A 14,250-nucleotide genomic window follows, 5' to 3' on the forward strand; every position below is an offset into this window, starting at 1 on the left:
CTAAGGAAGGGAGCTAATGTATAAGATTTTGATTGTAGAAGATGATTTGGATATGCAAAGGCTTTTACAAGATTATTTGCGACAAAGCGGAATGGAGGTCATCACAACGGATAATCCAAACATGGCATTAGAGTGGATTAGACAACAAAAAGGATTCCATTTAGCTGTGCTTGATATTATGTTACCTCAAATGGATGGCTTAGAATTGTGTGAGAGGATTAGAGAGATAAGTGATATTCCTATTATTATGTCCTCTGCGCGTGGGGATATTAGCAGTAAAATGCTAGGATTTAAAAATGGTGCAGATGATTATTTGGCAAAATCTTATGAGCCTTTAGAACTTGTTGCGCGTATTAATGCACTCTTAAAGCGCTATACACAAACACAATGCACAACCTATAAGGATTTAGAAATTGACCACACAAAACGTAAGGTTAAGGTTGGAGGATTTGCTGTTGAACTCACTCCAGCGGAATTTGAAATTTTAAATTTACTTTTTACGCACAAGGGTGAGCCTTTTTCGCGCAACTCCTTATCACAAGCAATTGTAAGCATTGCTCCAGATTCGTCATTACGAAGCATTGATACGCATATTAGGAATCTCCGCGCAAAACTTGGAGATGATGCAAAAACGCCTAAATATATTCAATCTGTTTGGGGAATAGGGTATAAGTTTTGCGATTAAATTTAAGACGTTGGATTCCACCTTTGTATGTTCAAATTTATTTGCTTTTTATTTTATCGCTTGGCATAGGTGGAGTTGTTACCTATCTTGCAAATTTGAATACTTTAAAAAGAAATGAAGAAGCAATTTTAAAACAAACAGCTTTTTTTGCACAGCAATCTTTAATGGAGCTAATGAATGGGGATTTAAGACGATTAGAAAATGTGGTGAGAGAATTTCATTTTAAGATTATTAGAAAGATTCCACCTAATGCGCAGGTTTTGTTAGAAAACCAAAATACCTTTGGGACAATGCAGATTTTTAAGGTGCAGCAAAATTATGGATTCCATCTTGAGTATTTGGGCATGAATTTAGTAGCGTTTAGGGATTTTGGCATAGAGCTTGCAAACAATGGCGGGTTAAATATTTGGATATTTTTAGACTTTTTGGTATTGCTTTTGACATTTTCTATGATTTTAGCTCTTTTACATCCTTTAAAAGTTTTGCAAAGTGGTTTAGAAGCCTTTGGACAAGGGAATTATAAAATCCATATTCCTGTGCCAAAAGAGCCACAACAAGCTAAATTAGCAGAGAGTTTTAATACAATGTGTGCAAGGATTTCTAAGCTAATGTTAGCAAGAGAGTTTGTATTAAGAAATATTGGACATGAGTTAAAGACACCTATTTCTAAGGCAAAGTTAGCTTTGGAGCTAATGCCCAAAAATCCTCAAAAAGACCTAGTTAGCAAATGTATTTATAACCTTGATAATTTAACAAGCCAGATTCTAACTTTTGAGAAAATTCAAGAGGGTAAAGATTTGCTCTTTTTGGAAGATTTTGATGTAGAGACGTTATTTATTAAGACTTTTGAGAAACTCTTTATAGAAGAAGAAAATTTAGAGATTGTATTAGATGAAAATTTTAAAATTCATGGGGATTTGCAGTTTTTATCTATTGCTTTAAAAAATCTGATTGATAATGCCTTTAAATATAAAAGTGGTAGAAAGATTGTCCTAAGGGCTTATGTGAGTCATGGAGAGTGTAGAATCGCAGTTAAAAATTATGGAGAAGCACTGCAACAAGAGATTGCATTTTATCTTGAGCCTTTTTCGCGCGATAAGGCACATGAGCTAATTTCTGGCTATGGACTTGGGCTTGGAATTATCAAGGGTGTGCTAGAGTTACATCATTTTAGGTTAGAGTATTCCTATGAAAAGGGTGTGCATTGTTTTGTCATGGTGTTTAATAGGGAATGCAAAAAAGGAAATTAATGGAGATTATTGGGATTGATTTAGGTAGCAATTCCTTACGTGGTGTGCGTATGGAGGTGCGCAATAATGGAGAAAAAAAGGAATTTGTGGCTTTAAAGGAATACGATTCCACAGTGCGCACAGCAGAGGGTTTAGAAAAGAGTGGAGAGATTTGTAAGTCGGCAGTTTGTCGCATTGTGGAGCATTTGTTAGAGATGAAAAGGGTTTTAGGGATCACGCAAGGTGATAGTGTTGTTGCACTCACAACACAAGCTATGCGTAAAGCCCGCAATAGTGAGGCAGTTATTGAAGAGATTTTTCATAAAAGCGGAATTAGATTTCGTATTATTGATGGGCTTTTAGAGGCAAAAATCACTGCTTTAGCCCCAAAACTCGCGCTAGAGCGATTAAAAATACAGAAAAAATACCAAAAAGACTGCTTTTTATTGGTGGATATGGGAGGGGCAAGTAGTGAGTTTATTGTGTGTGGAGAATTTGGAGGAGTGGAATTTGCAAAAAGCTTTGAAATAGGGATTGTAAGTGCTAAGGATAGGTTTTGTAGTGTGGAGAATTTAAAAATATGTAAAGATGTGTTTTTAAAGCCGATTGTGGAGTTTGTGGAATCCTGCAAGATAAAAGGAGCAATACCAAAATTTCTTCTAGCAAATAGTGGAACACCAACGCTTGTGTGCGCTTTTAAATTAGGGTTAGAGAAGTATGATGCTAGGTTGGTGTTTGGCAAAGAGCTTGTAAGGGCAGATTTTGATGCGATGTTGCAGGAGTTTTTAGCCTTAAATAAAGAATCGCAAATTGCATGTGTTGGAGAATATAAGGCTGATGTTGTGCCTTTTGGAATTGCGTTATTTACTTGCTTTATGGAGGCTTTAGGGTTTGAGGAATGTTTAGTAATGGATGAGGGTTTAAGGGAGGGAGCAGTGATAGCTTCTGTGCTTGGATTGTTAAAAGCTTAGGGTTTTTTTGAAAATTTTGATTCTGCTAGGATAACTCCAAAAAGTGTTAAAAATGCGCCAAAAAGGGCTAAGATAGAGAGCTTCTCTCCTAACACAAAGAAAGCAGTGATAATGGTAATTATAGGGGTTAAATAGACATAAACATTTGTTTTGACTGCACCAATAAGCAGTGTTGCATGATTCCATAATACAAAGCATAATCCCGAAGCAAAAAGCGATAAAAAGAGTAGATTCAAAGCAGTATTTAACTCTAGTAGAAGCTCTAAATTTGGTGAAAATTCTAAAAATAAAAAGCTAGGGAGCATTCCTAAGATTCCATAAAAGATTATACGTCGTGTAACTAGGAGAAGATGATTTGTTTTTTGCATAATTTTAAGAATCAAGAGTGAGTAAGTAGCCCAACCAAGTGCTGATAAAAGCGCAAATCCATCGCCTAAAGGATTCAAAGAAAAGCCCCCTTCTTCATAGCTTAAAAGCACAATTCCTCCCATACATAACGTAAAAGCTATAAAAAAGACAGAGGAGAGTTTCTCAATTTTTAAAAAAGTTGCAAGTAGTGCAGTAAAAAGTGGTGCAGTTGCGATGATGACACTAACATTTGAAGCTTTAGAATAGTCCATTGCAAGATTTAAAAAGAGGTTGTAAATTGTGATCCCGCTAAGTCCAGCTAGAATAAAATAAAGTTCTTCTTTGGGAGTGGATTTTAAGAATCTTGGACATATAAGGAGTAAAAAGCAATAGCCAATAATAAATTGCAAAAACAAAAGCTCAAGAGGAGTAAAAACTTCTAAAAGAATCTTAACGCAAACATAAAGACTAGACCATAAAAACACACTAGCAAAAGCCAGAAAATGCCCTATAAATTGCATTGGAGTTCTTTTAGGGTGTAGTGTAGGCGCATAAGGTATTCTCTTCCTAAAGTGATACAATCATAATACCAACTCCATAACGCCCAAACATAGCTAGAAATAAGTTTGCCTTGTAGAATCTCTTTGTAGGTGATATGGGGATAGAGGGTTAGGAGATTACAGATTTGCTCTCTGTTTAGCTCAAGCTCACCTGCTAGATTGCCCATCTCCCAAATAGGCGTGCAAAATCCTGCAAATTCAAAATCAATTAATTGGATTTTAGAATCTTGCGCGTTATAAAGAATATTTGGTAGCTGTAAGTCTCTATGGCAGAGTACAAACTCTTTTAAATCCGCTTCCTTTACGATTTGAGAAATGTATTTATGCTCTTGTTTGCTTAGGAGTGGAATTTTAACTAAGGATTCGTAGTTTTTAATCTCATTGCTTAAAAGGATTTTTGGAAAGCTAGAATAATCTTTGTGCTTAAAGCTATGCAGTGTTTTAATCGCATTGACAATTTTTTCTAAGATTGTAAAGTTAAGTTGCTCTTTTTTTAAGGGTTGGTAACCTTGCAAGTAAGTCGTAAGCTTAATATCGCTAGGGTAAAATTCTGCTTGTGGGGTGATATGCTCTCCTAAGAATTTGGTGATTTTCTGCTCTAACTTGGTGTTAATGATTACATCTCTGTGGGTGCGCGGAATCCTAATAACCTTATCTTCGCCTAAAAACTTGATTTTATAGTTAATGTTTGTAACGCTAAAGAGTCTTTTGGCGATATTATCATCAGCGCATTGTTTAGCAATTTCTTCTGGGGTGATAAGCTTAGAGATGAGTGCGTCATTGAAAGAATCAATTTCAATGTATAAGGAATCTAAACCAAAGATATAAAAGTCAATTTTATCCATAGATTTTAAAATGCATGCCTCCCAATACTCTGTATCCTCGCATTTTGCAAGGGCATCTTTTATGATGCTTAAATCCTGCGCGTTGTCAAAAAATGCGATTCCATCTCCATAACCATTTGTTGCGTTTGTATCAATATCTAAGAGTTTGCAATTCTCATCTGTAATGTATCCCCAAGAAGGATTCTCATGGAGGATTTTTTGTGCTAAAAATTGTGAAACACCCCATTTGATTTGTGTCTCTAAGGAATCTTGAAATGCGCTTGTTAAAAACAAATCCCCATTTAAAATAAATGTGCCTTTTGTAATTTTGTTTTGCACATATTTTAAAGAAGCAGCGGAGTTTGTAGAAGCATAATGTTCAAACACTACTTTTTGAAATTTTAACTTTTCTGCTAATGGGTCAAAAAGAGAGTGTTTATAGCCAGTAACAACAATAATCTCTTCTACCCCACATTTTCTTAAATGCAAAATTGCATTTTCTAATAAGCTCTTGCCTTTAATTTCTAAAAGAGGCTTAGGCTTATTGAGCGTTAAGGGTTGCAAGCGCGTTCCTTTGCCTGCACATAAAATAATGGCTCTCAAAGTCTCCCCTCTAAAATCTCTTCAATATTTTGCAAAATTGCTTCAATAGAATCTCCAAGATGATAAACATTTTCATTGCGCAGGGCTTTGAAATATTCTCTCTCTTTGGCAAAGTCTATGGTTTTTAGGAATGCTTTAAGTTCTTTGAGATTCTTTGCGCAATGCCCTTGTAAAATGTAGCCACCATCATTTTCTAAGCTAGGATCCAAAGGAGTTGGCATAAACATAAAACTAGGTCTTAATGTGGTGTAGGAATAGGTAAAACTCGTTGTGCTCCAATCTGTTAAGAGAAAATCTGTGTAGTTAAAAAAAGCATTTCCTGCATTTGCATCAATACTAATGCGCTCCTCATTTGCAAAACTCGCATTAATTAAGCGGTAGAAATAGTGGTCAGAGCTATAATTAAATGGGTGGGCGCGATAGGAAATCTTATAATCTGTTTCTTCTAAAAGCCATTCTAAAAGAGTGATTTCACTTCCAGCAAAGGCGTTAATTTGTGCATTTCTTTGATGGACATAGCGCAATGTAGGAGCGTAGGTTATGGTGTTTTTGGGCGTGTAGTGGTATTCTTTTAAGGCTTTATCAAGCTGTGGGTATCCGCTTGGGAGAAGTTTAATCTTTGCCTTATTTTTCAAGCGGTATTTGAAAGCTTGCATAGCAGTTTTTGATGGGACAATAATGTAATCCATAGAATCCATTAGTCCGCATACGCAAGTTAAGCGATGAGGGAAGTAAATGCGTTTTGCGCTTTTGCTTAAAAATTCCCTATCAATCTTGCCATCTTGATAACCCACTTCATCTGCTGTAAGAATTAAATCAATCTCTTCAATATCCACATTAGGATAGTAGGTTTTTCCCTCTTCTATAACTCTCCAAGGAAAAAGCACATTATGGTGTCCGCTTTTTTCAAAATCGTCATTTAAGATTCTATCTACAATGGTAAGGACATTGTATTTTTCTTTGAGTTTTGCAATGAGATCTCCAAATTGTGCGCGATAAGTTGGGTAGTAGGAGACCACAGCAATATTTTTTTTCTCTTTACTTAGGAATCTTTGAATATGTGTTTTAGAGAGTTGATTAAACTCCTCTAGTAGTTTTTCCTCTTCTGTCATAGTAAATCTCCTTGCAAAAATTCTGCAATTTCTTTAATCTTAGAATCTTTCGTGTTTTCTAGTGTGTTTAGTGTAGCTTTTAGCTCTTTTAGTGAAGTTGCAATAAAGGTTATTTTTTGGAGCATACAATAAAGTCTATCATTGCCAAAATCTATGCTTGTAAAAGCAGGAAGATAAAGGAGACTAGGTTTTAAAAATGCGAGGCTAAATTGTAAAGCAATATTAGAAGTGTCTGTGATTAAAATATCTGCTTCTTTTGCCTCTTGTAAGTTTGGCAGTTGTGCAATGGAGCAGTAATTTAGAGACTCTAAAATAACCTTGTGGTATCTTGCAGGAGTTTTTGGGTGAGGCAAGTAAAGGAGTCTATTATCCCCCCCCCTCTTCTTATTTAGAGCAAAAAGAATTTCTAGCACTTGCATATCATAAGTGCAGAGGCAATTTGCATGGAGTAAATCAAAATCTTCTCTAAAAGAAGGCGCATAAAGAATGGTCATTTTTTCTCCTTTGTTTCTCGTGTTTCTTGTAAATTTGTAGCGATTTTTGCTTCAATCTCTGCGAGTTCTTTTGCGTCATACCAACTTGCAATTGCACGTTTTGCAACTTCTAGGGTTGCATCCATTCCACCAGCAAGAGAGAAAAGCCAAAACTTATGCGCATAAAGCCAGTCAATTTGCTTGACTTGTTTTTCAATGAGGGAATGCACAGGACGCACAACAATTTTAGCAAATTCTAGTTCTTGATGCACAATATAGCTTTGCACCGCATCTGAAAAGACTTTAATGAAAATATCCTCTTTAAAAAGATCTTTTATGGAATCAATTTTATCTGAAATGTTGTCCATTTCTTTAAAGTTAATTTTCTCTAGTTTGTTTTCGCGATTAAGTCGTTCTAGCTCTTCTGTCATTTTAACCACTCTTAAAAAAGTGTCTTCTACGATTTTTTTAGTTTGATAACCATATTCTAAAAATTCTTTAATCTTGGTTTTAATCTGTTTTTGAGAATTTTTGATTTCTGTTGTTGTAGGTGGTGTGAGTTTGATTTGCTTTTTTGTAATTTTTGGTAGAGATTCTAACACTTCTTTAAAAGGTATCTCTTTTGTGCCTTCTATTCTAGCTCCTCCCTCTGTGGAGTTTATGGCTTCTATGGGGTAGGGGGTTTGTGCAATGTCTTTTTCAAAGAAATTTAAAAACATATTCCAAACTCTATTTGTTTCTACTACACCTTTTCCTCCATAAGCTGGGACTAAGATTTTATCTAATGTGTTAGTAGCGGGCTTGTATTGCTCTTCTTGTTCTCCAAAAATTGCATCTTTAGAATGCGTTTTGCCATCTTTTCCAAAGGCTAAATCTTGTCCAATAAACACACAACGTTCAAATTTACTATGCACAATAATTTCATACGCCATATTTGCAGCACTCATACCAATCCCTGCATAACCATATTCTATTAAATTAAAAAATCTTGTGTAGCCAAATGGGCGCATACTAAAGGTTTTTGTGCCTTGTGTAATTGCGTCTGTTGTGGCTTTATGCACAATACTAGTCATTGCAAAGATGATTCCTTTTTGTGCTTCTTGCGGAGTTTTTAGATAAAAATCCGCTGTGAGTTCTACACGTTCTAAAGTTACGACAATATCGGGTTTAATGCCATGCTTAATAAGAATGGGGAAACTTGCATCCACGCTAAAAATCGTGATTTTATCAGCATGTTCTTTTAAGAGTGGGAGTTGCTTATATAAAGATGGTCCTGTGGAGACAATCACAGCGGTGCTTGTTGTCTTTGCATTTTCAATAAGATTTAGCATAGAGGGCGTGGTAATCATTTCTGGAAGATTTTGCAAATGGTGTTCTAGCCCAATTAGCGCATCTGTGGAATCATTTCCGACAGCAATCACATGGTGTTCTAAGCTGCGCGTTAGGATTCCATTGATTTTTAAGCATTCTTCAGAGTAGCGCCCATAATAGCTATTTAGCAAGTGAAGATTATAAATGCGTGAATAAATCCACTGCCCATCTGTTACCAAGAATTCATCAAGCTCCCCAAAATTTGTTGTACGTGTCCAAAAAATTAAAAGTTTTTGGCTTAAGATTTCTTCGGAAAAATCCGCAAAACTCAATGCAATATAAATTAACTCTAATTCTGGTTCAAAGATAAAGAGTTTTTTAATGTTTTTATTTTGATTAAGTAAGATTCTATAAAAGACACCATTGCCACAACCAAAAAAGTAAAAAAATGGGTGGAGTTTAAAGGGTTCAAATTCTTTAATTTTATCCGTTGTCTCCTCTAAAGGACTTTTTTGGTAGAGAGAAACTTTATTTTTCTTATCGTAAATATTAATATTTAGAGGGTCTTTACCGATATAGACTTCGTATTTTTGATTCACCTCTAATGTTTTAAGCTGTGCGGCAAGTAAGGGATTGACTTTTAAGAGAGCTTCTATATTTTTATCAAAGCGAGGGTTTAGGGATTCTTGGTTTTGCATAATAATCCTTGAGTAATGCGATTGCGAGTTATTTTAAGTAAAAAACCCTAAAAAAGGGCTTTAGACTATTGAAGAAGCTTAAGAATGTTTTGTTGCACTTGGTTAGCTTGTGCCATAGCAAAGCTTCCAGATTGTGCAAGAATGTTTGTCTTAGAGAATGTTGCAGATTCTTCTGCGAAGTCTGTATCACGGATTTGAGATTCTGCGGATTTAACATTAACTTGTGTAACGGTGATGTTATTGATTGTCGCAACAAGTTGTTGTTGCACAGAACCTAAATCTGCACGGATTCTATCTAAATGCTCTTGTGCAGATTGTGCCATATCCATAACAGCCATTGCACCCTCTAAGCTTGTAACACCAGCCCCAATTCCATTAGCATTAACTGCGGCAACAGCTCCGTTTGCATTTGCACCAATAGCAGATGCGATGTTTGAACCAAATTCTCCATTGACACTTCTTAGATTAACTGTATATTGTGCAAGTCCTGTTCCAGCTTGGAAAGCTCCTGCAGAGTGCAAACCAACTTGTGAGAAGTTTGTTCCAGAGACTAAAATGTCTCTAGCATTTAGGCGAATGAGTGTTAAGCGTCCAACAATTGCATGTGTCGCTCCTGAAACACCAACAAATGAACCCCCACCCATTACTGATGAACCACTTGTAACACTAATAGCAATTGCACGTCCATCTGAACTTGTAAGTTGCAAGGCTCCAGAAATACTAAGTGAAGCTTGCACACCTGTGCGCTCTTTTTGTGCGTTGATTGCATTAATCAATCTTCCGTCATAATCATTCTTTTGCACATCATTAATATCACCAATTGCGATTCCATTGATAACTAATCCGCGGATAGTTCCTGATGCAATAGGCTCACCTCCTTGCCCCATAACGTTATAAGTTGCACGCACTCCTAATGTATCAGAGTTTTTATTGATTGCTTCTGCTAACGCCCCAATCCCTGTTCCAGCAGAAGTGGAGATTTTTACAGATTCAATGGCGTAATTATTTGTCCCATCTGTATTTAGGAATTTAAGTGTAACTTCACCTAAGTTTGTAGCACCCGCACTTGCAACTAAATCCCCTCCTGTTTCATAGCGCACATGTCCGATTTTGTGAGAGTTTGTAGGTTGGATTGATGCTTTTACCGTAGTGTTAGAATATGCACCAATTTGAAATTCTTTATTTGTGAAAGCACCAGAGAGCATTTGCTGACCATTGAAGCTTGTAGTGTTTGCAATATTATCAAGCTCTTCCATAAGACGTAAAATATCGCTTTGTAAGGCGTTTCTCGTAACTGTTGTTTGACCATCTTGCGCTGCTTGTGTTGCTTTTGTTTTAATGGTATCTAAGATTTTAATTTGCTCATCCATTGCTTTATCAGCAGTTTGAATGATACCAATTGCATCATTAGCATTTCTTGTTGCTTGTCCTAGTGCTGCTGCTTGAGAGCGCAAACTATCTGCGATTGCCATACCAGAGGCATCATCTGCTGCTTTATTGATTCTAAGTCCTGAGCTTAGTTTCTCAAGTGCATTTGACATATTGCGGTTATTCACAATTCCTGAAGTATGTGCATTTAACGCATTAACATTGGTGTATATCCTATAACTCATTATGCATCCTTTGCAATAAAATTGAATTTGCAGGGTATAAAGCAAAAGGTATTCCACTTTTTGAATCCCTTAATTAAAATCCCGCAAAATAGGCTATTTTTAATTTTTTGTTTGTTTTAATTTAAGTTTTGATAGGATTCCGCCGATATTTAAGACTAATAAAATCATTGAAAGAATAGCAATGCAGTTTCAAACACAAGAAATTATAGAGCGCTTAAGAGTTGTGCAAAACAAGCAAGAAATTAATGCAGTTATGACGTTAGTTAGGGCTTTTGGTCAGGAGTGGCAAGAGGGGTTAAGTATAGCAGAGGCTAGGGAGATTATAGGGCTAATTAGAGAGAAAGCTTTAGAGATTATCTTTACAAAAGGTGATGTTCCAGATAGAGATTTTTTGTGGGCGTATGGAATCTTTAAAAGCCTTGAGAAAAAAGACGGGGTAGAGGCTTTAAGGGATTTGCGATTCCAAAACTATGCGGATTTGTGTTTAGCATATGTGAAAAACACTGAAATTTCTTACTATGAGCGGTTATTATTTATTGATTGTGCTTGTGTTGCGCTTTTGCTTGGTGGAGAGAGTGAAAGGGCGGTGCAATTCTTTTTATCCCATGTGATTTATCTAAGTTTGCGTGAGAATTATATTGCAGATTTAGATACTTTTGTGGGTGCATTTATCACCTATTATGCCTTTCCTATTGAGTGGGTTTTGGAGATCCAGAGAAATGCGCTTAAGAGTGCGTATTATTGGGAGCTAGAAGATGATGATAAGAAGTCGGTATTCCTATGGGGTATGCACATTTTTTGGAATGTGCCACACTATTTTAACAACTTAAAATGGAGAGAAAATTTTTCAACTTGGCTAGAAGTGTTAGAGCGCTTGTTAAAGCAAGGAAACTTAGATGTAGCAATGTATGTAAGCTTCTATATTTATCATAAATTTGGAAATTCTGCACAGACGCAAGAGGATTGGCAAGAATATAATGATAAAGTTGTCAAGCTTATGGAGACTTATTATGTGGAATACGGAAAAACACTTCCAAAATGCAAGGATAAGATAGATTCAAGCAATGGGCGCAAAATAAAAATTGGAATCTTAAAAGATAGAATTGTAGAAAATTCTCCCTATAAGGTGGAGTATTCCTTTTGTAAGAAGTTGTTGCAAGATAAAGAGTTCGCAGAGAAATACGAAATTATTGTGTATTCTATGGCATATATTCAAAAAAGTGATGATAATTTGCAAGTAATGCAAGATTTTGTGCAAGCTGGGGCATCTGTCTTTAGTCCTGCGTATAAAATGGTGCATGAGAAGAGTTATTATGTTTCGCATTTACAAAAAGCTTTAGCCCTTAGAAATTCTATTTTAAGCGAGGAGATTGATATTTTAATCTCCACAGGGACAATTGATTGTAGCGATTTTCTTTTTGCTACAAGAAGTGCGCCAAAACAGATTTTTTGGAGTCATGGAAATGGGAGGTATGCTATTGTTGGGATTGATGCAAGGATAAGCCATTCTCCCCCTTCGGATTCTCCTTATACGTTTGCAAGTTTTTATGTCTCTATGGATAAAGAGAAGTTTTATAATCCGCCACGTCCTAAAGAGGCAATAGAAGCAGAGAGGGCGAAATATCCTATTAGTGAAGATACGGTGGTTCTTGGGGTGATTGGACGTTTGGTAAAAGTAGATAGCGATGCGTATTTAGAATGTATTGCAGAGGTTATGCAAAAGCATACAAATACGATTTTTATTGCTGCTGGAAATGGCAATGCGCCTGTGATTAGGGAAAAGGTAGAAAAACTTGGAATCTCTGAACGTTTTTTTATGCCCGGATTTGTAGATGCGCATATTTATGGACACATTATTAATATATTTTGCAATACATTTCCTTTAGAGCAAGGAGAGAGTTTGAGTGAATTTGCTGTGAAAAGCAAAGGGTTAAGTATGACTAAGATACCTTCCATAGAAGAGCGCAGGGGAAGGGTGAGAGAATATTGGAGTGGAGAAAAGGGCGCAACTATTAGGAGGCTCTTTTTAGAAAATGGAAATGATCCGGATTTTATGTATCAATTCATTTTAGAAGGGGTTAATGATATGATTCAGCCTGATACGATACTAGGCTATAAAGAGGGATTAGAAAAGTGTTTGAAACTCTGTAAAGATGAAGAAATTCTTTCTTATATGAGGGCTATTAATAAAGTTTATATAGCAACAGAGAGTTATTTCGCGCTAAAAGGAATTGAACCCCTTTTTAAAGGAGTTGATTGATGCAATATTATATTTATCCCGCAGGCACTAATGGGAAAGCAATTTTTGAATTTTTAAGTATTTTTGAGCCAGAGAGTGCGTGTGTTTTGATTGATGATAGTTCTAGAGAGCATAATTTTGAATTTTTATGTCAAAACATTAAAAATGATGATGTGATTTTAATTGCGAGTAAATGGAATTATGAGAGGTTATGCAATCGGTTGAAAGAACAAAAAATTGATAATTTTATCAATGGCATAGAATGGATTGGCAAGAAGATTAATACATATATCAAAAAGAGAAGAAATAGGAGCAAAAAAGCAATAGGAATTGTCTTACAACATGAGATGATTGTTAAGAATTTTTATGGCATTGATAAAGATTTAGAAAAGTTTGGTTATGAATTAGTCTATATCGCTGGAACTAGGGAATTATATGAGGGAATAGATAGCAAGTATTTGCGCACTTTTGCAACAGATGCCCTTTTAGAAGAAATAGATAGCATAGATTTAATCATTGATACCTGCGGAGAACCCACAAATTTAAATGTTACAAGCCTAGATTTGACACATGGGTATCAAGGGACATTGCATTATCCCTTTGCAGACTATACAGAATCAGATATAAAATTTTTTAGTTATGCGGCTAAGAGAAATAATTATGTGGCTTGTGGAGGAAAAAAGATTAGAAGGGGTTATGAAGATTTTTTTAAACAATGTGGCTTGGAGAATAGGGCAGTAGATTTAGGGTATTTGAATCTCACACAAACTTTTAAGAATTACAACGTTTTTCTTAAAGAAAATGGAAATTTTGAGGAAGAAGTCGTTGTGATAGGCTTTTCTTTTTTAACCTTAGAGGATTGGAAAAAACAATTAGTTCAAGGGCTTTTAGACGCGCAAAAAAAAGTTTTTGTTATGGCACACCCTATTTTTGGAGAGCAAATTAAGAAAGATTTTCTTCCTTTGTTTGCATATCATACTAATTTCTTGCAGGAAAGCGACTTTAAGAGTAGAAATGAAATTTTTGCTAGAAGCATTTGTTTGATTACAGATTCTAGCTCTGTTGGTTATACCTATCCTTTGGTAACTGCAAAACGTTGCATTGTATGGACAGATGACAAAGAAAAGTATTGGACTAAAAAAATAGGGGAGGAACATTATTTTGACCCAAGATTACATGTATTATGCTCTAGTGTCCCTGAAGTCTTGCAAGTTATCCATACGCTTCCAGAATCTACGGAAGAATTTAGAAGCACTATTCAAAAATATAGAGAAGAGGAATGTTTTCATTTCTATGATAGTAGAGAAAAGACATTAGAATTCATACAAACATTGCTTAAATAAAGAATCAAGGACTACATAATGAATCTACAAATACAAGTAACAAGTGGTTGCAATTATACTTGCGGAATGTGCCATTTTCATGGAGAAAAACATAAGGAAGAGTATTTTAAGAAAAGACCCGAGTTGCGCAAAGACATGTCCTTAAAAGAAATTGAAACAATTCTACAAAAAGCAAAAGATTATGGAGTAAAGACTATTGACTTTACTCCAAATGGAGAATTCTTTACTTATAAAAATTGGA

At 35.6% G+C, this 14,250-nt stretch carries 12 protein-coding genes; 6 read left to right on the top strand and 6 right to left on the bottom strand.

Going from position 1 to position 14,250, the window contains the following annotated elements; genetic code table 11:
* Positions 1-16: 16 nt before the first annotated feature.
* Genes K4G57_RS04275 through K4G57_RS04285 form a run of 3 tightly spaced genes read left to right on the top strand, consistent with a single transcriptional unit; the run spans position 17 to position 2,885 of the window.
* Complete coding sequence (locus K4G57_RS04275) at positions 17-685, top strand: response regulator transcription factor (protein ID WP_221531820.1); 669 nt, start codon at positions 17-19, stop codon at positions 683-685.
* Positions 676-1,935: an ATP-binding protein gene (locus K4G57_RS04280; RefSeq protein WP_236033195.1), complete on the top strand. Its 1,260-nt coding sequence runs from the start codon at positions 676-678 to the stop codon at positions 1,933-1,935. Before K4G57_RS04275 ends, K4G57_RS04280 begins: the two co-directional genes overlap by 10 nt.
* Positions 1,935-2,885: a Ppx/GppA phosphatase family protein gene (locus K4G57_RS04285; protein WP_221531819.1), complete on the top strand. Its 951-nt coding sequence runs from the start codon at positions 1,935-1,937 to the stop codon at positions 2,883-2,885. Before K4G57_RS04280 ends, K4G57_RS04285 begins: the two co-directional genes overlap by 1 nt.
* Here K4G57_RS04285 and K4G57_RS04290 read toward each other — a convergent pair.
* The 6 genes from K4G57_RS04290 to K4G57_RS04315 all read right to left on the bottom strand — a co-directional run bounded on the left by K4G57_RS04290 (position 2,882) and on the right by K4G57_RS04315 (position 10,427).
* Positions 2,882-3,754: a DMT family transporter gene (locus K4G57_RS04290; protein WP_221531818.1), complete on the bottom strand. Its 873-nt coding sequence runs from the start codon at positions 3,752-3,754 to the stop codon at positions 2,882-2,884. The two genes, K4G57_RS04285 and K4G57_RS04290, sit on opposite strands and share 4 nt — an antisense overlap.
* On the bottom strand, positions 3,742-5,220 hold the full coding sequence (locus tag K4G57_RS04295; RefSeq protein WP_221531817.1) for a sugar phosphate nucleotidyltransferase: 1,479 nt from the start codon (positions 5,218-5,220) through the stop codon (positions 3,742-3,744). Before K4G57_RS04295 ends, K4G57_RS04290 begins: the two co-directional genes overlap by 13 nt.
* Positions 5,217-6,332, bottom strand: coding sequence for a CDP-glycerol glycerophosphotransferase family protein (locus K4G57_RS04300; RefSeq protein ID WP_221531816.1), 1,116 nt, complete (start codon positions 6,330-6,332; stop codon positions 5,217-5,219). The genes K4G57_RS04295 and K4G57_RS04300 overlap by 4 nt, the downstream gene beginning before the upstream one ends.
* Positions 6,329-6,826, bottom strand: coding sequence for a CDP-glycerol glycerophosphotransferase family protein (locus K4G57_RS04305; RefSeq protein ID WP_221561807.1), 498 nt, complete (start codon positions 6,824-6,826; stop codon positions 6,329-6,331). The genes K4G57_RS04300 and K4G57_RS04305 overlap by 4 nt, the downstream gene beginning before the upstream one ends.
* Positions 6,823-8,814 carry a motility associated factor glycosyltransferase family protein gene (locus K4G57_RS04310; protein ID WP_221531813.1) on the bottom strand — a complete coding sequence of 664 codons (1,992 nt, stop codon included), beginning with the start codon at positions 8,812-8,814 and terminating at the stop codon, positions 6,823-6,825. Before K4G57_RS04310 ends, K4G57_RS04305 begins: the two co-directional genes overlap by 4 nt.
* Positions 8,815-8,879: 65 nt before the next feature.
* Entirely contained in the window at positions 8,880-10,427 is a 1,548-nt protein-coding gene (locus K4G57_RS04315; RefSeq protein WP_221531812.1) for a flagellin B, read from the bottom strand.
* A gap of 181 nt (positions 10,428-10,608) precedes the next feature.
* On the opposite strand from K4G57_RS04315, the gene K4G57_RS04320 reads away from it, so the two are divergent.
* The 3 genes from K4G57_RS04320 to K4G57_RS04330 form a co-directional block, all read left to right on the top strand.
* The gene (locus tag K4G57_RS04320; protein WP_221531811.1) at positions 10,609-12,687 is read left to right on the top strand and encodes a glycosyltransferase family protein; all 2,079 of its coding nucleotides are present in this window, start codon (positions 10,609-10,611) and stop codon (positions 12,685-12,687) included.
* Positions 12,687-14,009, top strand: coding sequence for a CDP-glycerol glycerophosphotransferase family protein (locus tag K4G57_RS04325; protein WP_221531810.1), 1,323 nt, complete (start codon positions 12,687-12,689; stop codon positions 14,007-14,009). Before K4G57_RS04320 ends, K4G57_RS04325 begins: the two co-directional genes overlap by 1 nt.
* A gap of 18 nt (positions 14,010-14,027) precedes the next feature.
* Positions 14,028-14,250: GTP 3',8-cyclase MoaA family protein (locus K4G57_RS04330; RefSeq protein WP_221561808.1), on the top strand; the 223-nt coding region annotated here is incomplete at its 3' end.

It is taken from the genome of Helicobacter turcicus, from assembly GCF_019711685.1.
Taxonomy (GTDB): Bacteria; Campylobacterota; Campylobacteria; order Campylobacterales; family Helicobacteraceae; genus Helicobacter_D; species Helicobacter_D turcicus.